The sequence below is a fragment of the Guptibacillus hwajinpoensis genome (assembly GCF_005144865.1).
Lineage (GTDB): Bacteria > Bacillota > Bacilli > Bacillales > Guptibacillaceae > Guptibacillus > Guptibacillus hwajinpoensis_A.
This window is the reverse complement of record NZ_SWFM01000001.1, coordinates 1,100,838-1,126,450: the sequence shown is the minus strand read 5'-3', so window position 1 is coordinate 1,126,450 and position 25,613 is coordinate 1,100,838. Positions and strand designations below refer to the sequence as shown.

At 39.9% G+C, this 25,613-nt stretch carries 28 protein-coding genes; 17 read left to right on the top strand and 11 right to left on the bottom strand.

What is annotated here, in order from left to right; translation table 11 throughout:
- Positions 1–7: 7 nt before the first annotated feature.
- From FBF83_RS05590 to FBF83_RS05575, 4 genes are all read left to right on the top strand, one after another.
- The gene (locus tag FBF83_RS05590; protein WP_136946114.1) at positions 8–1,465 is read left to right on the top strand and encodes a CoA-acylating methylmalonate-semialdehyde dehydrogenase; all 1,458 of its coding nucleotides are present in this window, start codon (positions 8–10) and stop codon (positions 1,463–1,465) included.
- Between the two features lie 109 nt (positions 1,466–1,574).
- Positions 1,575–2,099 (top strand): DinB family protein, encoded by a 525-nt coding sequence (locus FBF83_RS05585; RefSeq protein ID WP_136946113.1) that lies wholly within the window; start codon positions 1,575–1,577, stop codon positions 2,097–2,099.
- Between the two features lie 318 nt (positions 2,100–2,417).
- Positions 2,418–3,230: a cupin domain-containing protein gene (locus FBF83_RS05580; protein ID WP_136946112.1), complete on the top strand. Its 813-nt coding sequence runs from the start codon at positions 2,418–2,420 to the stop codon at positions 3,228–3,230.
- Positions 3,231–3,433: 203 nt separating this feature from the next.
- Positions 3,434–3,835: a hypothetical protein gene (locus FBF83_RS05575; RefSeq protein WP_136946111.1), complete on the top strand. Its 402-nt coding sequence runs from the start codon at positions 3,434–3,436 to the stop codon at positions 3,833–3,835.
- A gap of 27 nt (positions 3,836–3,862) precedes the next feature.
- On the opposite strand, the gene FBF83_RS05570 is transcribed toward FBF83_RS05575, so the two are convergent.
- The 6 genes from FBF83_RS05570 to FBF83_RS05545 all read right to left on the bottom strand — a co-directional run bounded on the left by FBF83_RS05570 (position 3,863) and on the right by FBF83_RS05545 (position 9,310).
- Positions 3,863–4,966: a GerAB/ArcD/ProY family transporter gene (locus FBF83_RS05570; RefSeq protein WP_136946110.1), complete on the bottom strand. Its 1,104-nt coding sequence runs from the start codon at positions 4,964–4,966 to the stop codon at positions 3,863–3,865.
- 18 nt (positions 4,967–4,984) lie between these two features.
- Complete coding sequence (locus FBF83_RS05565; RefSeq protein WP_136946109.1) at positions 4,985–5,224, bottom strand: hypothetical protein; 240 nt, start codon at positions 5,222–5,224, stop codon at positions 4,985–4,987.
- Positions 5,225–5,235: 11 nt separating this feature from the next.
- On the bottom strand, positions 5,236–6,390 hold the full coding sequence (locus FBF83_RS05560) for a Ger(x)C family spore germination protein (protein ID WP_136946108.1): 1,155 nt from the start codon (positions 6,388–6,390) through the stop codon (positions 5,236–5,238).
- 12 nt (positions 6,391–6,402) lie between these two features.
- Complete coding sequence (locus FBF83_RS05555; protein WP_136946107.1) at positions 6,403–7,926, bottom strand: spore germination protein; 1,524 nt, start codon at positions 7,924–7,926, stop codon at positions 6,403–6,405.
- Positions 7,927–8,062: 136 nt separating this feature from the next.
- The gene (locus FBF83_RS05550; protein WP_136946106.1) at positions 8,063–8,614 is read right to left on the bottom strand and encodes a CBO0543 family protein; all 552 of its coding nucleotides are present in this window, start codon (positions 8,612–8,614) and stop codon (positions 8,063–8,065) included.
- A 399-nt stretch (positions 8,615–9,013) separates the two neighbouring features.
- On the bottom strand, positions 9,014–9,310 hold the full coding sequence (locus FBF83_RS05545; RefSeq protein ID WP_136946105.1) for a hypothetical protein: 297 nt from the start codon (positions 9,308–9,310) through the stop codon (positions 9,014–9,016).
- Between the two features lie 522 nt (positions 9,311–9,832).
- Here FBF83_RS05545 and FBF83_RS05540 point away from each other — a divergent pair.
- From FBF83_RS05540 to FBF83_RS05520, 5 genes are all read left to right on the top strand, one after another.
- The gene (locus FBF83_RS05540) at positions 9,833–11,107 is read left to right on the top strand and encodes an ABC transporter substrate-binding protein (protein WP_136946104.1); all 1,275 of its coding nucleotides are present in this window, start codon (positions 9,833–9,835) and stop codon (positions 11,105–11,107) included.
- A 123-nt stretch (positions 11,108–11,230) separates the two neighbouring features.
- Positions 11,231–12,130, top strand: coding sequence for a carbohydrate ABC transporter permease (locus tag FBF83_RS05535; RefSeq protein WP_169525236.1), 900 nt, complete (start codon positions 11,231–11,233; stop codon positions 12,128–12,130).
- Between the two features lie 3 nt (positions 12,131–12,133).
- Positions 12,134–12,973, top strand: a complete 840-nt coding sequence (locus FBF83_RS05530) for a carbohydrate ABC transporter permease (RefSeq protein ID WP_136946102.1) — start codon at positions 12,134–12,136, stop codon at positions 12,971–12,973.
- Between the two features lie 75 nt (positions 12,974–13,048).
- Entirely contained in the window at positions 13,049–14,062 is a 1,014-nt protein-coding gene (locus tag FBF83_RS05525; RefSeq protein WP_136946101.1) for a LacI family DNA-binding transcriptional regulator, read from the top strand.
- A gap of 30 nt (positions 14,063–14,092) precedes the next feature.
- Complete coding sequence (locus FBF83_RS05520) at positions 14,093–15,436, top strand: GH1 family beta-glucosidase (RefSeq protein ID WP_136946100.1); 1,344 nt, start codon at positions 14,093–14,095, stop codon at positions 15,434–15,436.
- A 203-nt stretch (positions 15,437–15,639) separates the two neighbouring features.
- Here the strand turns inward: FBF83_RS05520 and FBF83_RS05515 are convergent, their stop codons facing one another.
- Entirely contained in the window at positions 15,640–16,236 is a 597-nt protein-coding gene (locus tag FBF83_RS05515) for a cupin domain-containing protein (protein ID WP_136946099.1), read from the bottom strand.
- Positions 16,237–16,445: 209 nt separating this feature from the next.
- Between FBF83_RS05515 and FBF83_RS05510 the strand changes: the two genes are divergently transcribed.
- From FBF83_RS05510 to FBF83_RS05500, 3 genes are all read left to right on the top strand, one after another.
- The gene (locus FBF83_RS05510; protein ID WP_136946498.1) at positions 16,446–17,894 is read left to right on the top strand and encodes a SulP family inorganic anion transporter; all 1,449 of its coding nucleotides are present in this window, start codon (positions 16,446–16,448) and stop codon (positions 17,892–17,894) included.
- A 15-nt stretch (positions 17,895–17,909) separates the two neighbouring features.
- The gene (locus FBF83_RS05505) at positions 17,910–18,329 is read left to right on the top strand and encodes a universal stress protein (RefSeq protein WP_136946098.1); all 420 of its coding nucleotides are present in this window, start codon (positions 17,910–17,912) and stop codon (positions 18,327–18,329) included.
- 522 nt (positions 18,330–18,851) lie between these two features.
- The gene (locus FBF83_RS05500) at positions 18,852–19,373 is read left to right on the top strand and encodes a GNAT family N-acetyltransferase (RefSeq protein ID WP_136946097.1); all 522 of its coding nucleotides are present in this window, start codon (positions 18,852–18,854) and stop codon (positions 19,371–19,373) included.
- Positions 19,374–19,830: 457 nt separating this feature from the next.
- Here FBF83_RS05500 and FBF83_RS05495 read toward each other — a convergent pair whose 3' ends face one another.
- Entirely contained in the window at positions 19,831–20,823 is a 993-nt protein-coding gene (locus tag FBF83_RS05495) for a beta-propeller fold lactonase family protein (RefSeq protein ID WP_136946096.1), read from the bottom strand.
- A gap of 559 nt (positions 20,824–21,382) precedes the next feature.
- On the opposite strand from FBF83_RS05495, the gene FBF83_RS05490 reads away from it, so the two are divergent.
- On the top strand, positions 21,383–21,613 hold the full coding sequence (locus FBF83_RS05490) for a YczI family protein (protein WP_240687984.1): 231 nt from the start codon (positions 21,383–21,385) through the stop codon (positions 21,611–21,613).
- A 47-nt stretch (positions 21,614–21,660) separates the two neighbouring features.
- Here the strand turns inward: FBF83_RS05490 and FBF83_RS05485 are convergent, their stop codons facing one another.
- Positions 21,661–22,146 carry a GNAT family N-acetyltransferase gene (locus FBF83_RS05485; RefSeq protein ID WP_136946095.1) on the bottom strand — a complete coding sequence of 162 codons (486 nt, stop codon included), beginning with the start codon at positions 22,144–22,146 and terminating at the stop codon, positions 21,661–21,663.
- Positions 22,147–22,346: 200 nt separating this feature from the next.
- On the opposite strand from FBF83_RS05485, the gene FBF83_RS05480 reads away from it, so the two are divergent.
- From FBF83_RS05480 to FBF83_RS05470, 3 genes are all read left to right on the top strand, one after another.
- Positions 22,347–23,135 carry a hypothetical protein gene (locus FBF83_RS05480; RefSeq protein ID WP_136946094.1) on the top strand — a complete coding sequence of 263 codons (789 nt, stop codon included), beginning with the start codon at positions 22,347–22,349 and terminating at the stop codon, positions 23,133–23,135.
- 2 nt (positions 23,136–23,137) lie between these two features.
- Complete coding sequence (locus tag FBF83_RS05475) at positions 23,138–23,599, top strand: hypothetical protein (RefSeq protein ID WP_136946496.1); 462 nt, start codon at positions 23,138–23,140, stop codon at positions 23,597–23,599.
- Between the two features lie 334 nt (positions 23,600–23,933).
- Positions 23,934–24,164: a YczI family protein gene (locus FBF83_RS05470; RefSeq protein WP_236690327.1), complete on the top strand. Its 231-nt coding sequence runs from the start codon at positions 23,934–23,936 to the stop codon at positions 24,162–24,164.
- A 52-nt stretch (positions 24,165–24,216) separates the two neighbouring features.
- Here the strand turns inward: FBF83_RS05470 and FBF83_RS05465 are convergent, their stop codons facing one another.
- Both FBF83_RS05465 and FBF83_RS05460 read right to left on the bottom strand, forming a co-directional pair.
- Positions 24,217–24,630 carry a DUF3021 domain-containing protein gene (locus tag FBF83_RS05465; protein WP_136946093.1) on the bottom strand — a complete coding sequence of 138 codons (414 nt, stop codon included), beginning with the start codon at positions 24,628–24,630 and terminating at the stop codon, positions 24,217–24,219.
- Entirely contained in the window at positions 24,631–25,089 is a 459-nt protein-coding gene (locus FBF83_RS05460; protein WP_136946092.1) for a LytTR family DNA-binding domain-containing protein, read from the bottom strand. It abuts the gene before it with no gap.
- Positions 25,090–25,255: 166 nt separating this feature from the next.
- Between FBF83_RS05460 and FBF83_RS05455 the strand changes: the two genes are divergently transcribed.
- Positions 25,256–25,510, top strand: a complete 255-nt coding sequence (locus FBF83_RS05455) for a hypothetical protein (protein ID WP_136946091.1) — start codon at positions 25,256–25,258, stop codon at positions 25,508–25,510.
- Positions 25,511–25,613: the final 103 nt, after the last annotated feature.

The following is a 25,613-nucleotide window of genomic DNA, read 5'->3' as shown; positions in this document are numbered from 1 at the left end:
TATTAACATGACAACGACTGCAACGAATGTTCTACAAAACTACATTAATGGCAAATGGGTAGACGCTAAGACGGATCAGTTTCAATCTGTACCGAACCCAGCAACAGGGGAAGAGCTCGCACAGGTGCCGATTTCAACGAGAGAAGATCTCGATGAAGCGGTGAAAGTAGCGAAGGCTACCTTCAAAACATGGAGCAAAACACCTGTTCCAAGACGCGCTCGTATTCTTTTTAAATACCAGCAACTGCTTGTCGACAACTGGGACGAGCTAGCGAAACTGCTAACGCAGGAGAACGGTAAAAGTTTTAAAGAAGCACAAGGAGAAGTGCAACGCGGAATCGAATGCGTGGAGTTCGCAGCAGGTGCACCTTCGTTAATGATGGGCAAGCAGCTTCCGGATATCGCAACGAATTTAGAGTCAGGCATGTACCGTTATCCTGTCGGCGTTGTTGGTGGCATCACGCCATTTAACTTCCCGATGATGGTGCCATGCTGGATGTTCCCACTTGCGATCGCAATGGGTAACACGTTCGTTCTTAAACCATCCGAGCGTACGCCATTACTCGCAAACCGGTTAGCAGAACTTTTTAAAGAAGCAGGACTACCGGACGGCGTCCTTAATATCGTCCACGGTGCGCATGACGTCGTAAACGGTCTATTAGAACATAAAGACGTTCCAGCGATCTCTTTTGTCGGCTCACAACCAGTCGCAGAATACGTATATAAAACTGGCGCAGCGAACGGCAAGCGGGTGCAAGCACTTGCTGGTGCGAAAAACCATTCGATCGTAATGGCAGATGCTGATCTTGATGCAGCTGTTAAAGAAATCATCGGAGCTTCTTACGGATCTGCAGGCGAACGATGCATGGCCTGTTCTGTTGTTGTAGCAGTAGACGATGTCGTTGAACCGCTGCTTCAGAAGCTGAACGAAAAAGCAGATGAAATCAAAATCGGAAACGGTCTTGATGAAGATGTATTCCTAGGACCGGTTATTCGTAAAGAGCACAAAGAAAGAACGGAGAGCTACATTCGTAAAGGACAGGAAGAAGGCGCAACGCTCGTCCGTGACGGCCGTAATGACGAAGCGTACAACGATGAAGGGTACTTCATTGGACCAACCATCTTTGATCACGTGAACTCCTCCATGCAAATCTGGAAAGACGAGATCTTCGCTCCGGTATTATCGATTGTACGAGTGAAGAATCTAGAAGAAGCGATCGAGCTTACAAATGAATCCGACTTTGGAAACGGCGCTTGCCTGTTTACGCAAAGTGGCAGCAACGTTCGTTACTTTAGAGAGAACATTGAAGTTGGCATGCTTGGTGTGAACATTGGGGTGCCAGCACCGATGGCGTTCTTCCCATTCTCAGGATGGAAGAATTCGTTCTATGGCGATCTCCATGCGAATGGATCTGATGGGGTTGAATTCTATACAAGAAGGAAGATGTTGACGGCTAGGTGGTAGGAGAGTAAACGACGTTAAGAGTAAAAGGAAACGGGTGTAGAGGAGTGTGACTTCTCTACACCTTTTGTGTATATTGCATGTTGTACTATGACATAGAGGAGGACGGCATATGAACTTTAATCTGAATGAGGCCATCGAGGTACTTGAGCGGACGCCGAAAACATTAGAGGGGCTGCTAAATGGTTTATCTGACGGATGGTTACAAACGAATGAAGGAGAAGGAACGTGGAATGTATCTGAAGTTGTTGATCACCTTATTGAGGGTGAGAAAACCAACTGGATACCAAGGTTAGAAATGATACTAAGGGAAGGTGTAAATAAGCCTTTCCCCCCATTTGATCGGTATGCCCACTTAACGAACGTGGCTGAAAGCTCAATCGATCAAAAGCTAGCTGAGTTCAAAAAGGTTCGAGCAGAGAGTATTTCGAACTTACATGGACGACTCGAATTGGAATCTCAGTTTGAATTAACGGGCCTACACCCTGCATTCGGTGAAGTGAAGCTAAGTGAATTGCTTTCAACATGGGTCGTGCACGATTTAACGCATATTTCACAGATTGTGCGCGTGATGTCAGAGAGATATAGGACAGATGTTGGACCGTGGGAAGAGTATTTGGGAGTGTTGAAAAGGTGATTTAATGAGATCCGTTCCTACAATGATTGATTGGTTACATGTCAAATTTGTACTACAAATCGATAAAATCAGGGAGCTTTTCCATAACAGGAGAAGCTTCTTTTTATTAGAACGCTCTTTTCTTAAAAATTGTTGTTTTTAAAGAAGTTTGGTATAAAAAATTCACCCTTCAATGTTGGTTGGAGCGGAAATCAACCACTACTCTTATAGCAAGAATGTCTACGAAACAGCCTATTAGAATGAAGGAGTTTAATCTAGGCACATTCCCATAGCAGAGTGAATAACATACGTCTATATACTGTGAAGGGATTGAGAAATATGTCCTATGGACCTTATCTGTATCAAAATCCATATCATAATAATCACTCGATTTATAACAATGAAAGGCAGTCTTACTGGGCTCCTCAAGAGATTGAGCATGCAAACAGATACCATTCTCCAAGCCCCCCTAATGGTATTGGAAGGGTTCCCATTAAAGATTACGGACGACAACCATTTGTCTTTGACATTAATGAAGCAACAATACAAAACAATACGTATCGAACAGCGATATGGACTGGGGATCATTTACAGGTTACTTTAATGAGTATTGATGTTGGTGATGATATCGGGTTAGAAATGCATCCTAACCTCGATCAATTCTTACGTGTTGAACAAGGCCAGGGGATTGTTCGAATGGGTCAGAATAAAAATGATTTTACTTTTGAAGCAAATGTTTATGACGATTTTGCAATATTGATACCTGCTGGTACATGGCACAATATCATCAATACAGGAAATGTTCCGCTCAAAATGTATTCGATTTATGGACCTCCAAATCATCCTTTTGGTACTGTTCATCCTACGAAAGCAGATGCAATTTCTGCTGAAGAAGGCTACGGTCAAGGAAATGGAAATACAGTAGCTTTTGGCAAGACTCCAGATGAATGGGTACGGTATACGGAGTATTTGGTAAATGAGGGGTTAAATGATGTTAAAAAAGGAATAAATGCTACACACATTCTTCAGGAATTTATACTAATGGGAGTACTTGTAGGGAAAGGGTACTCTCCTGAAAAAGCATATGAAGTAGTAGAAGAATGGGAACGTTCGGGAGAATCTAAACTTCTTAAGCAAAGCAAGAAAATGTAAGAAATGAAGAAAAATGCGGTTCAATGAATTTGGGGGCTTTTCCATCTAACAGGGAAAGCTTTTTTTATTAGAATAAAGTACTAAGTAAAGTTGTTCGACTGAGTTAATTGGTATTCATAATGAAATTCTTAAAAGATTATATCAGGAATACGATTGATAATTACCCATATTTTGGATATTGTTAATTGTGGGAGGTGTTTTGCATGCAACAATATACAGGATTTTATATAACACTGGCTCTCATTTTTATATTAGTGTTTTTCAACAAGTATTTACTTTCGTGGGTAAAAGGCATAATTGTAACTTATTATATGGTAGTTTCCTATTTATTTATCACAATAAAGAACAATATTGATAGAAAATATAAAGATGTCCTTCCTGTTCCAGATGCATATTGGGATAAAAATACTGGTTGGGTTGACACAATATCTAATTTTCTCTTCTTGCCCTTAATTTTCATCATCCTTTTTGTATACATCAATTGGTTTATTGAGGCTCGAACTAAGATGGCAAAGACACTAATTATATTAAGTCTGATCCCATCAGCTATTCTCTTTATTCTAATTACCTTTTTGTTTTCCTTTGGTTATGGATACAGACCTTGAATTTAAGAATAGCTTGAGGCGTAATAATTAGTTGCGACCGCGATTCTCCTTCACAAAAAAACCTCTAATCGCAACGATGAGTAATGGTAGGAACGCTAAGAAAAAGGCAAGAATCGTCTCCATGATTAGACCACTTTCTCCGAGTTCTATTTCATTGTGATACATAGTGAGTGAGAGAAGGTAGACAAGTAAGGTATTAGGGAAGACCATTACCCTTTTGTCTTGTATGTCGAAAAGCTGAGTCACGACTTCATTTATGATAAAGAGCATCATTGTAATTTTCATAAACGAAGCAATGATCAAGGCCATTCCAAACACTGATTCAACACGTTGGATAATCTCTCCAATCTGTATAATTCTCGCTATTTGAAAAATTGGAAATTTCTCTGTTAGTACCATCGGACCGAGGATCATGATTGAGGCAACGATCGTGATGGCTAGAACAATACCATTAATGAACAAACCTAGATACATCCAGCGTTTGAACGGTTTATCCATATTGTGCTTTAGATAGGGAAGAATCATTGCGAAATACATAATATCCATATAGGGAAAACCAAAGCCTATATAAGCACCGTGCAGTATAGGTTTCCACCCCATCGGGAGAACGGGAAGTAAGTATTCAGGATGGAAGTGGGTAAGATTCAGAAGGATGATGAAGGATATAATGAAAAGAATCAAATAAAGGATTCCATGAAACATCCGTGCCATTACTTCTATTCCTGCTTTAACCGTGAGTGCTGCGACGAACAAAATGAGAAAATGAAAGATATAGAGTGGTGTTTGTTTCATCATAGAAGTTGAGAAGAATTGGCCCATCCCATGTGTAATATTGGCTGTGATCTGAAAAAGCAAAAGAGCAAGTGCAATCCCAAATAGATAGGCTCCACCTTTTCCAAGTAATAATTTGGTGTATTGAATATAAGATAGGTCAGGATATTTCTCATATAACCACAGCACAAGTGCAAGGATAAAAAACCCTATAGCATTAGCTAGTAAAAGGGAAATCCATGCCCCGTTTTCAGCAATGCCAATAAAAGGCCCCTGAATATTAATGATGGAGGAGCCTGTGATGAACGCTTGAAACAATAGAATCATTTGCCACGTACTAATCGTTTCTTTGTTCTTCATAATTGGAACCCCCTTTGTTTAAGGAGAAGTAAAATAAGCGAGTACTGCTCGCGCAGATGGTCCGAAAAGAAAATCGAAGAGATCATCTAAATTGAATGCAGTCGAATTCGTAATGAAAATGAAGCTTAAATAAAATGAGATGAGCACAAGGGTGGAATAAAGAATAGATTCTTTACGCTCACTTCTGGTATGTTGTATGAGCCTTGCATAACCAATTAGAAGATAAACCACGACCATTACAAGTATTTTTTCAATCATCACGGTTCTCCTTATTCAAAGAATGGTTTACCAAGATCAGAGCCTGTATTGTTAATATCCATTTTCACATCCACGGTAAAGGTGACCTCACTAAATGTCTCTGGCCAGTCTTTCTGCAGTTCTTTCCATACTTTCGGGTGTTTTCGATAGATGGCGTTGCCTAATCCGATGACATCGACTTCATCTTTTTGAAGGTGCTGTAGCGTTTCTTCAATATTGGTTTTCACGACATCCGCTACTTTTTGATTGAACTTATGCATGTCCTCACTTTTATCGATAACTGTACACTTTAATTCCCCTACGTCACCTTCCATATCGATCTTCACCATTGCGGAAATGTTTCCACTGACTACGCTCGCTTTCATATCTGTTTCGACCTTACTTACCTCAATTGTTTCTTTAATCGTTTCACCTTCAACTTCACAAGGCACTTCAATAATCCCGAATTGATAATCACCTAGAATAGTGAGAAGTGCTTCAGTTTGGAGAGGGGATATGGCCCCAGACATCTTGCCGTTATTGATTATAGCAAGCCCTGCTATGACCGCTTCGCCAGATTCTTCTAAATGGTAATACGGAATCTTAGCTGTTCGTGTCTGGCTTTTCAATTCTCTTCCAAATGTTAGAAGGTTCACTTCCATCGCTTTTGAACTGTATTTATGCGATGCTTCTTCTATTTCTTTCAATTGTTGACTAATCGTGTTCTCAATAAACGGTTTCTGATCTAAATAATCCTTCGCTTTCCCTTCCATAATTCCAAGTGTGATTAACATTCTCGGTTCATGATCACGATAGAAAAACTCTAGTATTTCGCCAATGTTTCTGCTTTTTGCGATATCTTCACTAATTAAGATGACTCTCGTATGGCTCCACTGTGCTTTTCGTCCTAGGTGAGTTGTAATGTCGCGGATTGCTTCAAAGATGGAATCTCCTGATGTTTCGATATTAACAAATGCATCCTCACCTGCTCCTCCAGCACTACCGATTTTGGGGGAGGGTTTAATAAATTGCGTTGTTAAGTCTATTTTCTCTTCACCTTCAGACAAATCAATCGCAACTGCTTGAACGAATCCGTAAGCTGGTAATTCATTATGATCCCAACATCCAGTTAATAAAAGGGAGGAATTAATTAATAGAATGGATAAGCAAATTTGCTTTAATTTCATACATTCATCACCTTATTTTCGATTGGGATTGAAGTTAGGTTGTTTATGTCTTTTAAGCTGAGATGGTAGTGGCGAACGAAAGATAAATTCATATAGTATACCCGATCGAATAGGTGCGAGTGGAGCGAAATATGGTTGCCCTAACGAACGTAAACTAGTGAGATGAAGGTAGATAAGGAGAAAACCAATCATTAAACCAAATCCCCCTAATACAGCGGAAGCGATCATTAATGGCAATCTTAGTATTCGTGAAGACGTACCAAAATCATATTGTGGTATTGAGAACGATGCAATTCCAGTTAATGCGACTACAACAACCATCATAGGTGATGCAATCCCAGCATTAATGGAGGCATCTCCAATAACCAACGCACCGACAATACTAACCGCAGAACCGATCGGGCGAGGAAGACGTAAGCTAGCTTCTTGTAGCAACTCGAAGAAAAAGATCATAATCAGTGCTTCAACAAGAGCGGGAAACGGCATACCTTCTCGTGTATCTAATATGGCCATTAGTAAAACAGTAGGGATTAACTCTGTATGAAAGGTGGAGAGGGCAATATAAATACTTGGTAATGACAAGCTTATGATATATCCTATAATGCGGATCACACGGATTAAAGAGGAAAACAATGTCCTCTGATAGTAATCAGATGGAGATTGAAAGAACTCAATAAACAAACCAGGACAAACAAGTATGGTAGGAGTTCCATCAACTAATGCAATGATTTTGCCGCTAAGTAGAGCAGATACAGCTACATCAGGCCTTTCCGTTGTTCGAAATTGAGGAAAGGGAGAGTAAGTAGAGTCTTCTAGCAACTCAGCAAAATAAGATGTTTCAAGGATTTCTTCTTCTTTTATTTGATTAAACCGTTTCTCAAATTCATTCAATGTGTCTTCGGGTACTGTTCCTTTTAAATAAGCATAAGCCACTTTCGATTTAGTATTATTTCCGAGTTGTTTGATTTTGAACTTTAATTTATCTGATTTTAATCTCGAGCGAATGAGGCCGATGTTCTTCGTTAGGTTTTCAATGGTTCCTTCACGTGGACCAATAACAGAAACCTCATTCTGCGGCTCGCCGACGGCACGTTTCTCAACAGAAAAGGCATCGTACGTAATAGCCTTATTCCAATTCTGAAACAGAAGGACAATATGACCTTCAAGCACCTTTGTCGTAACATCTTCTAGTGTTTCGACTACATTAACCGCTCTTGATGTCACCCCGTGCTTTGTGAAGAATTGTTTCACATCCATCATGTTCACTTCTTGAGCGTCACCAACGTCATGTGAAACAAGATCCTGCATAACTTCCTTTAGTAAATTAGCTTTTTCATCCTGAATAATTGTTTCACAGAAAAGGACGAGAGCCTTTTCCTTATATGCTTCACTGAATTGATAATTGTGATAAACAATATCCTGACAATCAGAGAAATTATTTCTAATCTGAGATTCATTTACTTCCAAACTGAGTGAAAGCTCAGTAGATTGAGGTTCCGTATCTTTCTTATGCTGCCGCTGTTTCCTACGTTTCATAGACAAAAAACCCCTTAAAACTGTCTTTTACCATTAGTTTCTCACGGAGGGAAATCATTATGCATTTGGAAGAGGAGGTTAGCTTTATTCATTCGACATATTTCGAGCAAAACCGGGTGGTGACAGGCACTCGCGTTTAATTCTTTGACATGTGAATAAAGATATCCGTAATTAGTTTTGCTATGTATATCACGAATAAATAACAAAGTAACAACACAAAGAAGTTAGTGTAGGGTTGAAAGACATTTAACCAAATGAGTAGTGGTTTAATGATAAAGGTAAAACCAAAAGCTGAAAGTGTACCGTATAACCAATGGTTCTTCTTTTTGTTCAAACACCATTGGTACAAAAAAATGAAATAGACCGGAATAATAGATGCATCAATACCAATACTCCCAGGGAGTTGAGGGGAGATGGCGTAAGGATAGTCCCACCAATTTTTCTTAATGCCAAAAGCGTCGACGTAAGCGGCAAAGATGTGTATAGAATAACCAAAAAAGCCTAATAAAAAGATTTTACTTCTATCGATTTTGAAATACAAAACAACAAGCGGAATAATGAACATCGCTAGTACCAACCAGAATTTCCATTCATTAATGTTCGAGAACTGTTGCCAATAATCAAGATAAGAGTTTTCAAGTTCTTTTCTTATTGTGTGAATATGTTCAAAGTGTTCCTGTTGCTTCATATGTTCGCACCACCTTTTATTAGGTAGTATTGATAAATGAAGCGGTACTTATTTATGTTTGACGAATAATTAGATAAGCTTTGTTTGGTGTTTAATTGGTGTGATTTTTCTTTATTGGGGATTGAGAGATATATGGAGAGATAGGAAGAGTAGGGGTAGGACCAATACATATCTGGACTATTTCTATGATCTTATTGTCATTTCAAACACTTCTGAGGGACTTTGTATTTTAGGTGGGGTCATTCTGATTATGATAGAATGTATCCCTTTATTAGTTACTAGTTGAAAGGACAAAACGCATACTATGATAAAGAACAAGAGGAGTCAGGCATGGGCCTGACTCCTCTTGTTTCTTGTTCGACATGATTCGAGCAAAAGCGGGTGGTGACAGGCACCGTCCTACGCTAATCGTATCCCAACCCATAGAAAGTATAAAACGATCGATACGTTAAACAACGTGAGTAGAAGGGCGATGCTTGCTAATCCTTTCTTCTCTTCACTTGTTCTAAATACGACGAAAGCTAACAAGGCAGAAAGAACACAGCCAGCAATAATAAAGATCATAATGAAGATGCCAACGGATTCGCCAGCATTAGTCGAAATCGGTTCAAGCAGAAACATGGCAAGTGTCGTTAAAAGGCTTAACACTATAAAGAGATATGTTCTCCAGGTTCTCATTTTCGTATGATAATACATCCTGGTCTCCTTTCTCATCCGTTCGATACTTAGTCTGTCCATCATTATAGAGGAGTTAAAAGAAGATAACAAACGGAGCTGGTCATGATAGTGGTGAATGAAAATTAATGGGTGGTAAGTGAAAGGGGAAATTTCCGTAATCATTGGAAAATCTTCATCACCCAACGGCATTTCTCTTTATTTAAACTTCACTATGAAAAAAACTCAGAATGGTATAAAACGTAGTATTAAAGCACAGTATGATGTCGCAGTAAGTCTTGTGGTCATAGGAATTGTAGCGAAGATAGTGGTTTTAAACGATGTACCAGTAGCTTTAGTTCGTTTAGGAAACCGGTTTCTTCTTCAAACCTGAAATTTAAGAAAATTAACGCATTAACTCTTGAAATCGGATACATTATGTGGTTAAATCGTATCTAACGAACCATTCCGGCAATTTTTTTTGCTGATTTACGAAACCGGTTTCCTTTAATCATCTGGGCGGGTTAGTGTATGGTGTCTATCATTTATATGGAGGGGATTTACATGAAAGTCAAAAAGAAGTTTCTTGGCCCATTGTTACTTAGTTCTGCGTTATTGCTTTCTGCTTGTGGCGGAGGCGGAGAAGAGTCATCTAAGGATGGTAAGGTAACATTGGATTTCTGGACGTTTGGAGCTACAAACTATGAATCACTAGCCGAAGAGTACGAGAAAGAAAATCCGGATGTAGAAATTAATGTGAAGACTTCTGAGTTAGGAGATCACCACAACAGTTTATTTACATCGATTTCTGCAGGTACTGGAGCTCCAGACCTTGCGATGATCGAAGTTGATCAGCTTGATCGTTACCGTGAAGCACAAGAACGCTTTGTGAACCTATATGACCTTGGAGCAGAAGACATTCAAGGAGATTACCTTGACTGGAAATGGAATATGGCTGAAAGCACAGACGGCGATTTCTTATTCGGTCTTCCAACGGATATCGGTCCGAAAGCCATGTATTACAACGTTGACGTTTTTGAAGAAGCGAACTTACCGACAGAACCTGAGAAGGTAAATGAAACCGTTTCATCACCGAAACAATTAGAAGACGCTGCGAAAAAAGTACTAGATGAAACTGGAAAGCCTATGGTTGATAGCATGGAAATGGCGTATCGTGCGAACATGGATGCTTTACAAGAAAGTTATTTCAATAAAGACAATGAATTGATTATTGGCGAAGAAGGAAACGAAGTTAAAAAAGCTTACGACTATGCTGTATCCCTCTATGAAAAGGGTTACGTGGGAAGCTATGAAATGTGGACACCAGAATGGGCGACTGCACTAAACAAAGGTGATTTCGCAGTAGAAATGGCTCCAGCATGGTTGAAAGGGTATATGATTGAAAATGCTCCAGAAGGTAAAGGTAACTGGCGCGTAGCAACACTACCAAGCGAATTCGCTGGTAACTGGGGTGGATCTTACGTAACAATTCCAGCAGAAACAGAGCATAGTGAAGAGGCTTATGAGTTTGCGCAATGGCTTGTTTCTCCTGAGAATCAGTTGAAATCATTTGAAGAAAGCGGTCTATTCCCATCTGCTCCATCCGTATATGAAATGGATGAATTCGTCAATAACTCAGATGACTATTTTGGTGGTCAAAATACAGCAGCTACATTCGCAGAAGCTGCGAAAGAAATTCCTGCTGTATACAAAGGACCTAAGTACGTAACCGTTAATAATGAAGTGTTGACTGCTCTACGGAACGTGCAGGAAGGCGGAGATCCTGAGAAAGAATGGAAAGAAGCTGTTAAGCGTATTGAAGGGTTAGTCAAACGATAATCAAGAAGTTGATTAAAGGCTGGCGGGGGACAACTCTTCCGGCCTTTAACTTTTGGGGAGGTTAATTCTTTGGAGGATGTGCAGAAGCAAACGAAAGCTCGTTCAAAAACCAAAGCTAGTAAAATGTCTGAAAAGACGAAAGATATGATTTCAGGCTATCTATATGTTGCACCATTCTTTATTGTGTTTGGGATCATTGGCTTATACCCAGCCGCATTCAGTATTGTTCTTGCTTTTCAAGAGTGGAACGGTCTTGGGGAAATGGAGTTTGTAGGTCTTAGTAATTTTACAGTCGTTCTACAAGATCCTTTATTCTGGAAGTCTTTATATAACACGATCATCATCGGTTTAATGGGCACGGCCCCACAATTAATTGTAGGGATTGTACTCGCCTACTTCCTTAATCTAGCCGTAATCCGTTTCACCAATTTCTTCAGAGTAACGATTTTCATGCCGTATATTACGTCAATGGTTGCCGTTGCCCTCGTGTTTGGAGTGTTCTTTAGTAGTAACGAAACCGCACTCGCGAACTATGTTATCGGCTTGTTCGGAGCGGATCCTGTTAGCTGGAAGACATCTGAATGGGGTGCGAAAATTGCAATTGCCCTGATGGTATTCTGGCGTTGGGTCGGTTATAACACGATTATCTATCTAGCTGGTTTGCAAAGTATTTCGAAAGACCTATATGAAGCTGCTACCATTGATGGAGCGAACAAAGTGGAGCAGTTCATCTACATCACAATTCCGTTATTGAAGCCATTCATTCTTTTAACTGTGTTTATGTCAACAGTCGGAGCACTTCAACTATTTGCGGAACCAACGGTGTTCTTAGGTTCGTCTGCATTTAGTCGCGATGAAGCGATGACAGTTGTCATGTACTTGTATCGTGATGCCTTCAACCTTGGCTCATTCGGAACAGCATCTGCTACAGCAGTACTGCTACTTATCATCATTATTGGTGCTGCAGCGATCAACACATGGTTAACATCAGGACTTGGTAGCAAGAAGAAGAGAGGAGTGTAAGTAATGAAACAAAAACGTAAGAATCAATCCAAAGCTGGTACGTTACCGATCTATCTTATATTAATATTTACTTCTCTCTTTTCTCTCTTCCCGTTCTACTGGATGTTTGTGATGGCTACGCAGCCGAGTGCTGCTTATAACTCCATTCCACCGACATTGCTACCGGGTGGAAAGCTAGTCGAGAACTTCCAAAAAGTGCTCGATACGATTCCGTTTTTCCAGGCGATGTGGAACACGATTCTACTATGTACCGTTGTGACCGCAGCCGTTTTGGTTATCAGTTCTTTAGCAGGATTTGCGTTCGCTAAATTTACGTTCCCTGGTAAAAACTTTTTATTCATTTTGATTCTGTTAACGATGGTTATTCCGCCGCAACTGGGATTGATTCCACAGTATTATCTCATTTCCCAACTTGGGTGGCTTGATACGTTGATGGGAGCGGGAGTCTTGTTCTTGCTCAATCCACTAGGTATTTTCCTGATGCGTCAATATATCAGTGAATCCGTTCCTGATGAATTGATTGAAGCCGCGAAGCTTGACGGTTGTTCGAACTTCAGAATCTATTGGAGCATCGTGCTTCCGATTATCAAGCCTGCTTTTGCAACGCTAGGAATTATTGTCTTCACATTAGTTTGGGGAGAATTCCTATGGCAGTTCACTGTTCTGCGTGATCCTTCTTCCTACACGCTACAGGTTGCTCTTGCTTCTCTAAACAATGCGTTCCGAGTTGATTTCGGAATGTTGCTATCAGGCGTATTCTGGGCGACGGTGCCATTGATTGTTATTTTCCTTATTTTCAACAAGTGGTTTATTTCAAGTATTACTGAAGGATCCGTTAAATAATCGCGTCTCTCCACACCGTGTTTTGATACAATTGAATGAGAACACGATAGCGGTTTTGCTAAGGAGATGAACGGAATGAATTTAACGATTAGAGATATCGCTAGAATGGCTGGGGTATCTCCAGCGACTGTATCTAAGATTATGAACAATTACGGTGGAATCAGTGAGGCCACTCGTCAAAAAGTATATAAAATCATTGAAGATACGAAATATCAGCCAACATTTTCAGCTAAGTCACTAGCAACTAAGAAATCTAACTTAATCGGATTGATCTATGCAGGTAAAATCAACGTTGATTTCAAGCACCCTTTCTTTAATGAAGTGGTGAACTCGTTTAAGAAAGCAGTAGGAGCTCTCGGTTATGATCTCCTACTCTTTTCAAACGAGAAGATCTACCAAGGTGAAAGCAAATACTTGGAACGATGCAAGCATTTCCATGTCGATGGATGCTTGATCGTTGCCGGTGATGAAATTGAAGAGGCTGTTTGTGAGATTGCAGAGAGTGAGATTCCTTGTATTGGAATCGATTTAAAGCTGGAAGGACCAAACTCCAGTTATATTATGACGGATAATGCCAAGATCGGCATGAAAGTCGTTGAGAATTTATATTTAAACAAAGTAAAAAAGGTCGCATACATTGGTGGAAAACAAGATTCGCTTATTTCTAGCATTCGAAACGAAGGGTTTATCGATGCGATGAAGCAGTTCGGTCTTCCTTTGAATGAGAAGTGGATTCACTACGGAGATTTTTTTGAAGAAAGCGGTTACCTTTCAATGAAGAAAATTCTTCAAGGTAATGAATGGCCAGAAGCCGTGTTCGCCGCTTCTGACATGATGGCGCTTGGTGCATTGAAAGCGATGAAAGAACATGGTGTCAGAGTTCCAGAAGACATTCAATTGATCGGCTGTGATGATATTGAGTCTTGTCGCTATAGCGATCCACCTCTTTCGACCGTTAAACAGGACAAACATAAGTTAGGAAAGCTCGCTGCCTACATGTTGGATGATTTAATACGAGGAAATGTTGAGATCCATCCAGTGAAAGTGGATCCTGAACTCGTTATTCGATCATCTAGTATTGAAAGGTAAGAGTCTTCTGAATACAGGAGGATACCAACCATGACAACGATTCAATTTCCAGAAACGCTCAAGTGGGGAGCTGCAACGGCTTCCTATCAAATAGAAGGAGCAGCGAATGAAGACGGGAGATCGCCTTCGATTTGGGATACGTTTTCCCATGCTCCTGGTAATGTAAAGAACGGAGACCATGGAGACGAAGCATGCAATAGCTATCACTTATATAAAGAAGACGTGAAGCACCTTAAGAACCTTGGTGTAGATCTCTATCGCTTCTCGATTTCTTGGCCTCGCGTTATGCCTGAGGGTAGAGGAGAGCTTAATCCTAAGGGAGTAGCATACTATCAAAATCTGATCGATGAGCTTATCGAGAATGGCATTGAACCGATGATCACCCTTTACCACTGGGATCTTCCTCAAGTGCTTCAGGATAAAGGCGGTTGGGAGAATCGTGAAACGATCGACGCCTTTAATGAATACGCTGTCGCGATGTTCAAAGAATTCGGCAACAAGGTTTCTAAGTGGATTACGATCAATGAACCATGGTGTGCTTCCTTCTTATCAAATTACTTAGGCATTCATGCACCAGGCAAAACAGATCTACAAGCGGGTGTAGATGTTGCCCATCATCTTATGGTTGCTCACGGAAAAGCGGTACAATCGTTCAGAGAGCTTCTGCCGGATGGTGAAATTGGATATGCACCGAATACGGGCTGGTTAGAGCCATTCAGTTCTGAACAAGAAGATATCGACGCATGTAAGAGAGGGATGATGTGGCAGAAAGAATGGTTTATGGATCCAGTCTTTAAAGGATCATATCCAGAAGAATTGATTGCTATTTTCGAAAATAATAATGCTAAGCTAAAACTCGAGGATGGCGATCTTGAACTGATTTCACAGCCAATCGATTTCATGGGAATCAACTATTACACAGGTAGCCTCGGACGACACAAAGAAGGCGAAGGTCTTTTTGATGTTGAAGAAATTCCGTTAGATTATCGTAAAACGGATATCGGCTGGCCAATTTATTCAGACGGCTTCTACAACATCTTAACTGATCTTCACAAAACCTATGGCGATGTGCCGATCTATATCACAGAGAACGGTGCTTGTTACAACCATGAAGTAGAAGATGGAAGAGTTCATGACAAGGAGCGCGTCGATTACTTGAAGCAACACCTGACAGCGTTACACCGTGCGATCAAATCCGGTGTACCAATTAAAGGCTACATCGTATGGTCCCTTCTAGATAACTTCGAGTGGGCATTTGGATTCGAAAAGCGCTTCGGAATCATCCATGTTAATTATCGGACATTTGAGCGTACACCAAAGGATAGCTATTATTGGTATAGACAGACGATTACGAACGGATGGTTTGAGGTTTGATTTTAGATTTACAAGATTGAAAAACCAGGCGGGCGCATACTTCATGTATGGTTTGCCTGGTTTTTTTGTAATGGCAAGTTAATCGTTAGAACATTGTGCTATACGTAATCATTGAGAACTGTACCACGATCTATGTTCCATCAAAATAACCTTAGGGAGACCAGGTGTTTTTCATTCACCTGTCTATCTAAGGTTTATTCTCGTTATCGTCTTTTTCTGTTTCTTTTCCTTGAAAGAGAAGGTGGTGGTCCGATAACGACCGCGCCTTGTCCTTCGATTGGTTCTAACGCTTTTTTCATTTTCTTTGGCTCAATGTTATAGGCTTGTTCATAAACCTCGAGTGGGGTTTGGGTAAGCATTTTAGAACCATCCTGTGTTTGAAATCGATCGTTATTAAAGAATAGAAGTAATTGGGTGTCGTCTGAATCTGCTGAAATCCAGTGTAAATAGCCCATTGGAATAAAGACTGTTTCACCGGCTTTTTTAAGTTTGTATTTTCTTACTTTATCGTTGTTCGGATCGAGAATCCCTACTGTCGCAGAGCCTGAAGCTAGGTAGACTAGCTCCCATGAATTTGTATGCCAATGAGGTTCGCGAATCGATCCTTTCGACATTCTCAAATCGCCTAGGGACCCACCGATCATCGCAGGCATTTGCTGTGATGATATGAGATAGAGGAGGTTTTCGGGATCTCTTTCAAATGCAAGGTTGTCCTCAATATTATAAAAAAGGTCTGGTGTACCATTTCGTCCTACTAAGTTTCGATTATCAGTAATATAGCCTGATACAGGACTTGTCATTTGTTTTCCTCTCTTCTTTATAGAATCTCTATCATCATATGAAAATGAATAGGGTTGGCATAGATACTTGTCCAATTTCTATTAAATAGGGCGAAATCGACATGATTCGAGCAAAACCGGGTGGTGACAGGCACCAGCACGCCAGGCATTGTATTAGCGCTGCCCATTTGCACATACTACCAAGAACTGTGAAGGGAGGGTTTTGTTTGATTCAATCCACCTATCGAGAATCGTGGTTTGGCAAAGTTAAAGGTGATCTATTATCTGGATTGGTGGTAGCGCTCGCCCTCATTCCTGAGGCTATTGCATTCTCGATCATTGCAGGAGTCGATCCAATGGTTGGGTTATATGCTTCTTTTACGATTGCGGTAACCATCTCATTTGTTGGTGGTAGACCAGGTATGATTTCCGCTGCGACAGGTGCTATGGCATTATTGTTTATTGACCTTGTAGCAAATTACGGTCTTCAGTATTTATTAGCGGCCACGATTCTTACTGGTATTATTCAAGTGATCTTCGGACTGTTTAAGTTAGCTCGCTACATGAAGTTCATTCCAAGATCTGTCATGGTAGGCTTTGTGAATGCTCTGGCTATCCTCATTTTCACATCTCAGCTTGAGCATTTTGTTGATGAGATATGGGTGATGTATGTCCTGGTTGTTGTCACGTTATCTATTATTTATTTGTTTCCGTATGTGACGAAAGCTGTCCCTTCTACGCTCGTTGCGATCGTTTTGGTGACGATTGTTACCATCATGATGGATTTTGATATTCGGGCAGTAGGGGATATGGGAACCATTTCACAAACGCTCCCGATCTTTCTAATTCCGAAGATCCCTCTTACCCTCGAGACGATGATGATTATTTTCCCGTATTCACTTGCACTAGCGATTGTCGGGTTATTGGAATCACTTCTAACGGCTTCGATCGTAGATGATTCGACCGAAACAAACAGCAACAAAAATACGGAAAGCAGAGGGCAAGGAATCGCAAATATTATCACGGGTTTCTTCGGTGGTATGGCAGGCTGCGCAATGATTGGTCAGTCAATAATTAATATCAAATCAGGGGGGAGAGGAAGACTTTCTTCGCTTGTCGCTGGTGTTTTCCTGATGTTTCTCATCGTTGTATTAGGTGATATCGTCGTTCAAATTCCGATGGCTGCATTAGCCGGAGTTATGATCATGGTCGCTGTTAGTACGTTCGATTGGAACTCCATTCGCACAATTCACCTTGTACCTAGAACGGATGCAGCAGTCATGATCATCACCGTTCTAACCGTGGTGTTAACACACAATTTAGCGATAGGAGTCTTTGCTGGAATTATTCTAAGTTCTGTTTTCTTTGTTTCAAAAATCTCTCGCGTTCGTATTCAGGAAGAGAGAAAAGATGGAAGAATCATCTATTCGATACACGGAGAGCTCTTCTTTGCTTCCGTCACAGAACTTCTCGATAAATTTCAGTATGATGATGCTGACGTTGAAGAAGTTGAAATCAACTTAAGTGGTTCACATATTTGGGACGATTCTGCGGTCGCTGCAGTCGATAAGATTGTCTCTAAATTTAAATCAAACGGAAAACAAGTGAATGTAACAGGTTTAAATGAGGATAGTACCGAATTAGTAGGGAAGTTAGCAAATAAGCTTGGATCTCATTGACAGGGGGCAACGACTATGTACCAAAAGATCTTACTAGCAACCGATGGCTCACAGCATTCGAAGCGGGCCGCAGAAAATGCAGTCAATATCGCGAAGTGTTCTGAAGGCTCTAAGCTCGAGGTTGTGTATGTTGTAGACGTCGATCGTGCAAAAAGTGACGTTCTTACCCATTGGCATGCAGTCGATGTAAATGATTCACGTAAAGATCAGGTGAGTGAAGTTGAGCGAATTGCTAAGGATGCAGGTGTATCATACGAACTTAAAGTATTACGTGGAGAACCAGGTCCAGTGATCGTGAAGTATGCAAACGATAACCAGTTTGATATCGTCATCATCGGAAGTCGCGGACTTAATGGATTACAGGAGTTTGTCTTAGGTAGTGTCAGTCACAAGGTAGCCAAACGAGCCAATTGTCCTGTATTGATTGTGAAATAGATAAGAGCATAGCAACACACTAAGCAGTTCAATTTTAGAGTACAAACTTTTGTGTTCTTAATTGAATTGCTTTTTTGTATTTAAAGTAGGACTCTTATTGCATAACATTCATTATATTAAATATAGACTAGGAGAGAGGAACATACTTACTACCTGTTTTAGTTGGTCACGGCTTCTTTAAAAAAGGCTCCTAAAAGACTGTTGCTTTTGAAAGATTTTTTTGTGTAAAGGACACACTTTGCTGATTGGAGCGGAAGGTGCTCGACTCCTGCGGGATTAGCGGGACAGGTGAGACCTCACTGGAGCGGAAATCAACCACTCCTCTTATAGCAACAATGTCTACGAAAAGAGCCTTAAAAAATGATTGCAAAAGAATTGAAAAGAAGTGTTTGGACAAGTAGAACAATAAGCACGAAACATTGGGTATGTTATACATTTTCATTTTATAATAGAAGTGACCTTAAGTAGTTTGTACAAAGAAACTCATGAAATCCACACACTGACCATTGAAAGGAGCATCACGTGACTATCAAATTTATTAAGTTAACGAAACCCACTTCTTTGTTTGTAGAAGTTCTGAACAGGTGGGAAAATGATACGGCGTTAATGCCATTGATTCGCCCTAACAAGAATAAAGAAGAATTAGAGAGAAGCGAGACAATCACGCTAGATGGCATTCAAGAGCGTCTTAAATACCAGGAACTATTCCAGATCTGTTTGGACGATCATTTGGTTGGAGAAATAAACTATATGATTGACCCACCTCATCTATTCAAGGAAGAGCCGGGAACCGCCTGGATCGGAATTACGATTGGTGAACCATCAGCTAGAGGGAAAGGAATAGGGCGTCAGGCGATTAATTTCATAGAAAAGCAGATCAAGCAACAAGGGCTTCATCGTATTGAACTGGGTGTATTTGAATTTAATACAAAGGCGTATGCGCTCTATCAGAAATTAGGCTATAAGGAAATAGCGAGGCTAGAAGAATTTACATACTATCAGGGGAAAATGTGGTCTGATATTCGGATGGAGAAGTATTTGTGATCGTTATGCTTTAATCGTAGGAGGCGGTTCTCATGATTCAGTCCTGCTCCTCAATAAGTACAAAAGACCAGGCGAGCCTTCCTATGGCTAAGTAGTTCAGTTTTTGAGTCCAAAATGTAGAAGTACAATAGAAAATGCCACTGAAATTGCAGAGTGATTTGGATGGCGTTTTTATTTGTCGTACCACCGTTTCTGCACGTTAAATATACTAAAATTGGTATGCAAAAACCTATTCAATTGCTTGTACAGAACAAGAGCAACTTCCCTGTAGGAAAATGCTCTTAGTGTCATTTAATTATTCCACAATTGCTCTCTTTAATTGAAGATTATATCATTGTAACTCCAACATATAAATACGCCACAAAAAGGATTCTAAAATAATATATCTTTTTACGCAGCTTGTTGAAGTTCAAAATAGTTAATAGTAGCTCTAAGCTATTAAGGTATATTTTTCCCATTAAGTTGTATTTGTAGAGACCGTCCCTATTGCAATTCCATAAGGTGCATTCCCAACAGAAACGGTATCGCACATAATATTCGTCACCGTATTAATCACGGACACTGTACCATCAAAATTGGTTACATACGCTCGGCTTCCATCTGGTGTTATCGCTACTAATCTTGGAGTATTCCCAACAGAAGTCGTAACCATCACCATATTTGTCACCGTGTCGATTACGGACACTGTACCATCAGTTTGATTTGTCACATATGCTCGGCTTCCATCAGGTTTTATCGCTACTCCATATGGGTTTGTCCCAACAGAAATCGTAGCACTCACAATATTCGTCCCCGTATCAATCACAGACACTGTACCATCACTTTCATTTGCCACATACGCTTGGCTTCCATCTGGCGTAATCGCTACTCCATATGGGTTTGTTCCAACAGAAACAGTAGCGCTCACCATATTTGTCATCGTATCAATTACGGACACTGTACCATCATCCCGATTGGTTACATACGCTCGGCTTCCATCTGGCGTAATCGCTACTCCAAATGGGGCATCCCCAACAGAAACAGTAGTGCTCACAATATTCGTCCCCGTATCGACCACGGACACTGTATCATCATTAAAATTGGTCACATACGCTCGACTTCCATCTGGTGTAATCGCTACTCCAATTGGGCCATCCCCAACAGAAACAGTAGTGCTCACCATATTCGTTACCGTATCAATCACGGACATTGTATTATCATCCCTATTTGTCCAATACACACAGCTTCCATCTGGCGTAATCGCTACTCCAAATGGGGCGTTCCCAACAGAAACAGTAGCGCTCACCAAATTCGCCCTAGTATCGATCACAGACACTGTACCATCACTTTCATTTGACACATACGCTCGAACAATATTTCGTGTGGGACAACAACAATTTAAATATGGAACTTTGTGACCTCTCGTGTGTACACGACCGTCTGGACCTATATATTGACTACTTTTTAACATTCATTGTCTTCCTTTCTAGTAACTAATCTAGTATAGGATATGCTAGGGAATTCGTTTTGAAACAGCTTGTACCTATCATCAACCTTGTAGAAGATTAATGAAAAGCCCCTCCATAAAGGAGTGGCTCACACTAAGGTCCTATTAAATTAACAGTTAATGCCGCACTAGAATATTGAGGATTTTCCTTGGTACAAAGGGTGGTACCAATGTTAAAGCACCTCCTGCTATCAACTCTTACCGAAACCAATTTTCAATTAAACCGTCCTTTAGCTCAATATCGCTACTCAAATATTAAAATAATTTTACCAACTATCCTCACAAATTCAGTTCCAGTATTCAATGAATTTACGTGCGAAAATCAACGCGCAATTATACTAAAAATAAGCAGTTCAATTTAGGGTGCAAATTGGGTTTTGTACTTCAAAACTGAACTAATTATCCTGGCCGCCTGGTCTTATGTCTAAGTAAGGCTTTCTAAAATAGAAGAAGCATGAAATACATATGGATTTACCGGAAGAGTTTTGAAATAATCGGTATGGGAATGAAAGGGAGGGTTTCATTGAAGGTTTTACGACTGGTTTTATCGATTATAACTTTTTCAATAAGTGTTTATGTACTGATCACAAAACATATTGACCTTATGCCTCTTATGATGTTTTTCTTAAGTATACTGATGCTGGTCATGGGAATAGAAGAATTTCAAAAAGAACGAAAAACGATGGGGTTGTTATTAGTTGGTGCTTTTTTATTTGCATTGTTTGTATCAATGGAAGGGGCATTATTAAATTAACACATCGAAAAAGGGGTCAGGTACATACCTGGCCCCCTTTTGTTATATTACAAAGTAACTTCCAACTGAATGTCACGCGGTTCCCGAAGGTAAATGTCTTCATTAATTTCTTCTGCTAAGACACATCCCATTCTAGAATAGAAGCGCTGCGCTTCTATTGAAGGATGAGCACCGATGTATAATTTCTCTGCTCCTAACAGCTTCGCAATGACCAGTGTCTTCTTAAAAAGCTCCTTACCAATACCATCTCCACGAACTTCTGATGAGACATGAATGTAAGACAGTTCACGATAGCGGAAGGTTTGTCCGAATTCTCCTGGCTCAATCACCGCAAATCCCACAACAAATGTTTCCCGTGTAACGATGATGACCGCTCCGCCGTGTTCCATCACATAGTTAAAGTGGTTGACGATTTCACGCTTTCGACTTAAGGACCAATCTTCTTCAAATCGATCTTCTTTTTCAATTAGCTTTCCTAATTCGTTAACTAGTACTTTATTCGTTACTTGATAACGATTGAAGGAATCGAGCATGTTGTCACTTATGTCAGTAGGGTGTAATTGCTTTAGATTAAACAGATCTTCACATCCTATTCTATTTAACGAGATAGTAGAGGTAGTCGTGTCTGAGTTAAATCAACTTATCGTTGTGGTCCTTTCGAAAGATGTTTAATAAATATGAAAATGTTTGGAAAAAATAGAAGCATCATTGAATTCATTGAGGATGGACTTTATTGGATAACTATAAGAACGATAATACGGCAAGAAGGTATAAGGCTTATGTTAGTATTCTTGGCACAACTTCAATTCATTTAAGAAATCCTTACGTGATCGCATGGTGGTCGGTAGCTTTCCCTGGGTTTGGTCACTTGTTGTTGTCTAAGTACATTAGAGGATTTCTCCTACTTGCATGGGAAGTTGTTATAAATTTAAGGGCGCATGTCAATCAAGCAATGATTTATTCTTTTCAGGGAAACATTCCCATGGCGAAAGAAATATTAGATACTCGTTGGCTACTTATTTATATACCCGTCTATATTTTCGCCATATGGGATAGTTACCGTACAACGGTTGATTTGAATAATGTTTATATTCTTTCTGAACGAGAAGATCATGAAATTAACTCGTTCAGTATAGGGGCTTTAGAAATCAATTACTTGGATAAAAGAAACCCTTTCTTAGCTGCTTTATGGTCATTGTTTATGCCGGGTTTAGGACAATTATACATTCATAGAATTATTTCTGCCTTTGTTGTTATTATTTGGAGTGTTGTTTTCTTTTATTACTCACACATGTTAGAAGGAGTATCCCTGCTCTTCTTAGGAGAGATCGATAAAGCGACTAATGTTCTGAAACCTGAATGGTTTCTTATGTTTCCTTCTGTATATGGTTTCGCTATATTCGATGCCTATATGAATACAGTAGAGAACAATAAGCTTTATGAAAAAGAACAAAGACGTTTCCTTAAGAAACATTATCAAGCAAGAACATTTCGCATACTGAAAGGAAAAAAGATGATATGAGTATGCAAATCTTTTCAACCTTTGAGAATCATGTCTTTCTAGAAATCGCCATTTCCAATCTAGAGAAAATTGGTATAAAAAGCGAAGACATATACGCAGTGCCACTTGATAATCGTGAAGAAAGCAGGAAGATCTTTGATACATTGCATCGGTCAGACGGAATATCACTGATTGATATCGCAATGCCGTTAGCAACAGTATTTGCTGTAGTCACTGCTAGCATTGGATTTAAACTAAGTTGGGGGCCAATCTATTGGGGGCTAATCGGTGCTGTAGGTGGATTTATGATTGGATTTCTAATTCGCTTGTTTATGGTCTTAAAGAACACAAAGAAAAAGCATAGACTAAAAGGGAAACAATCGGAAGTTATTCTTATTGTTGATTGTGATGAGGCAAAAGGCGAATCTGTAGAGAAAATACTGTGGGAGCATTTTGCATTAGGGTTAGCTAAGGTGATTAAATAAAGTGAAATAGATAGTAGAGCTTAGAGACATAGATGTCACTCTAAGCTCTAATTTGATTTGGAGTACCTATGTCAACCTCCAAAGCGATTCGACATGATTCGAGCAAAACCGGGTGGTGACAGGCACTCGCGAACTATTTTTGAATCCATCAATCACTTGATTACCTTCATCACGGGAACGATCCTGAGGTGATTCAGTTCAGCTTCTCAATAAGTAACAAAAGACCAGGTGGGCCATCCTATAGCCGCCTGGTCTTTTGTGAACCATGAAATACATATGGATTTACCGGAAGAGTTTTGAAATAATCGGTATGGGAATGAAAGGGAGGGTTTCATTGAAGATATTACGAATGGTTTTATCGATTACAACTTTTTCAATAAGTGTTTATGTACTAATTACAAAACATGTTGATCTTTTGCCTCTTATGATGTTTTTCTTAAGTATACTGATGCTGGTCATGGGAATAGAAGAATTTCAAAAAGAACGAAAAACGATGGGGTTGTTATTAGTTGGTGCTTTCCTATTTATATTGTTTGTATCAATGGAAGGTGTATTATTAAATTAGCGCATGGTAAAAGAGGGGTCAGGTACGTACCTGACTCCTTTGTGGTAGAGCCTTATTTAATATGCTGAAGGTCTTCGTTCATTTTTTTCGATTCATGTTTGAAGTACAAATAAAATGCAAACCAGATCACGGTGTAGGTGATCAGTGCTATAGCGACAAAAATCACACTATTCATTGCTTCCTGAGGAATCCAACCGATTCCAAAAGCGATTACTAAATACGCGACCATGACTGTGCAAAAGTGTAAGGCTGTTTGCTGAAGAAGATTGAGTGATCGTATTTCAAAGTAAAGCGGTGTTACAGAGAATAACCATCCACAAAAAATCGCGCCTAGAGAATTTTTTACAAAAAGAGTTGAATCTAGCGTTCCTTGATCTCCAAGAAAGATCGCTGAATACGTTAGTAAAACCGCAAAGAACCCTCCAAAAAAGACACCAACCATACTTCTAAATAGAAATGTTTTCATTTAGTTGTCCCTCCTATTCATTTTGAGAACCTCTTTCATTCTTCCAACATAATGTCTCGAAGCATACTCTTTGCCTCCAGATTTAAAGTGTACTGCGAGCGTCCCGTTAAAGGACGGTTCAAAGTAGCTGATCTCGTGAAGGTTGGCGATAACTGATTTCGATAGTCTAATAAACTTAGTAGATGGGAGCGTTTCTTCTAGCTCGTATAACTTCTCCTTCACCTTGAATGCTCCGTCAGAAGTGGTGGCGATCACTGTTTCTCCTTCTGTATGAAAGTAATGAACATGATTCGGTTTCAAGATGTGCTGCTGCTGCTCGCCATTTCTTCCTATAATAAATTCTGATTTTCTCTCATTTAGAAAAGCTAGGATGTCGTTTATTGAATCATCCATTTCGTTGCAGTGAATGGTGACGCTTGTTTCTTCGTGCTTACGGTCGACGTCGAGTGAGACTTTCACTTATCTTCCTCCTTTACTGTGTGGCTTTCTTAAGGTTAGTATAGAACTGGAAAAGCTGGATGTCATTAGAAGGAAGATAAGGCGTTGTTCTGAAACGGTAAGTTACATAAAAAAGGATCTATGTTGCATTGGAATGCGGCTTAATAAAGGAGAGGTTGAAGAAACAATGGCAGAAGTAATCAATAAAATATTCTCACCAAGCAAGAAATATAAAGCGCAGATCATCAAACGAAGAGATGGCTTATTTACCACAGAAGTTAGTTATTGGATGGAAGAATTAGGACATGAGTTTTGGAGCCCACAACATGATGGATTTACTTTAATTGATTCGGAGGAAAGTGCGTGTAAGATTGCGATCGAGCAATTACGGTCCCAATCTGGAGAAGTGATACATATGTGGTTTGTTAACGGTAAGGGATAGTAGTATGTATACACAAACGGTAAAAGGCCGATTCGCCTTCATGATGGAAAGAAACATGTAAGCTATCCTTTTCCATCTTAATTGAATCACTATCAATCAGTCT

Bases quoted from the DNA above. Each gene is read 5' to 3' on its own strand.
- FBF83_RS05575 (WP_136946111.1), top strand. From the start codon at position 3,434: ATGCAACAATATACAGGATTTTATATAACACTGGCTCTCATTTTTATA.
- FBF83_RS05570 (WP_136946110.1), bottom strand. From the start codon at position 4,966: ATGAAGAACAAAGAAACGATTAGTACGTGGCAAATGATTCTATTGTTT.
- FBF83_RS05495 (WP_136946096.1), bottom strand. From the start codon at position 20,823: ATGTTAAAAAGTAGTCAATATATAGGTCCAGACGGTCGTGTACACACG.
- FBF83_RS05465 (WP_136946093.1), bottom strand. From the start codon at position 24,630: ATGAAAACATTTCTATTTAGAAGTATGGTTGGTGTCTTTTTTGGAGGG.
- FBF83_RS05560 (WP_136946108.1), bottom strand. From the start codon at position 6,390: ATGAAATTAAAGCAAATTTGCTTATCCATTCTATTAATTAATTCCTCC.
- FBF83_RS05455 (WP_136946091.1), top strand. From the start codon at position 25,256: ATGGCAGAAGTAATCAATAAAATATTCTCACCAAGCAAGAAATATAAA.
- FBF83_RS05545 (WP_136946105.1), bottom strand. From the start codon at position 9,310: ATGTATTATCATACGAAAATGAGAACCTGGAGAACATATCTCTTTATA.
- FBF83_RS05505 (WP_136946098.1), top strand. From the start codon at position 17,910: ATGTACCAAAAGATCTTACTAGCAACCGATGGCTCACAGCATTCGAAG.
- FBF83_RS05475 (WP_136946496.1), top strand. From the start codon at position 23,138: ATGCAAATCTTTTCAACCTTTGAGAATCATGTCTTTCTAGAAATCGCC.
- FBF83_RS05485 (WP_136946095.1), bottom strand. From the start codon at position 22,146: ATGCTCGATTCCTTCAATCGTTATCAAGTAACGAATAAAGTACTAGTT.
- FBF83_RS05535 (WP_169525236.1), top strand. From the start codon at position 11,231: ATGTCTGAAAAGACGAAAGATATGATTTCAGGCTATCTATATGTTGCA.
- FBF83_RS05555 (WP_136946107.1), bottom strand. From the start codon at position 7,926: ATGAAACGTAGGAAACAGCGGCAGCATAAGAAAGATACGGAACCTCAA.
- FBF83_RS05520 (WP_136946100.1), top strand. From the start codon at position 14,093: ATGACAACGATTCAATTTCCAGAAACGCTCAAGTGGGGAGCTGCAACG.
- FBF83_RS05585 (WP_136946113.1), top strand. From the start codon at position 1,575: ATGAACTTTAATCTGAATGAGGCCATCGAGGTACTTGAGCGGACGCCG.
- FBF83_RS05580 (WP_136946112.1), top strand. From the start codon at position 2,418: ATGTCCTATGGACCTTATCTGTATCAAAATCCATATCATAATAATCAC.
- FBF83_RS05565 (WP_136946109.1), bottom strand. From the start codon at position 5,224: ATGATTGAAAAAATACTTGTAATGGTCGTGGTTTATCTTCTAATTGGT.
- FBF83_RS05525 (WP_136946101.1), top strand. From the start codon at position 13,049: ATGAATTTAACGATTAGAGATATCGCTAGAATGGCTGGGGTATCTCCA.
- FBF83_RS05550 (WP_136946106.1), bottom strand. From the start codon at position 8,614: ATGAAGCAACAGGAACACTTTGAACATATTCACACAATAAGAAAAGAA.
- FBF83_RS05515 (WP_136946099.1), bottom strand. From the start codon at position 16,236: ATGACAAGTCCTGTATCAGGCTATATTACTGATAATCGAAACTTAGTA.
- FBF83_RS05590 (WP_136946114.1), top strand. From the start codon at position 8: ATGACAACGACTGCAACGAATGTTCTACAAAACTACATTAATGGCAAA.
- FBF83_RS05530 (WP_136946102.1), top strand. From the start codon at position 12,134: ATGAAACAAAAACGTAAGAATCAATCCAAAGCTGGTACGTTACCGATC.
- FBF83_RS05540 (WP_136946104.1), top strand. From the start codon at position 9,833: ATGAAAGTCAAAAAGAAGTTTCTTGGCCCATTGTTACTTAGTTCTGCG.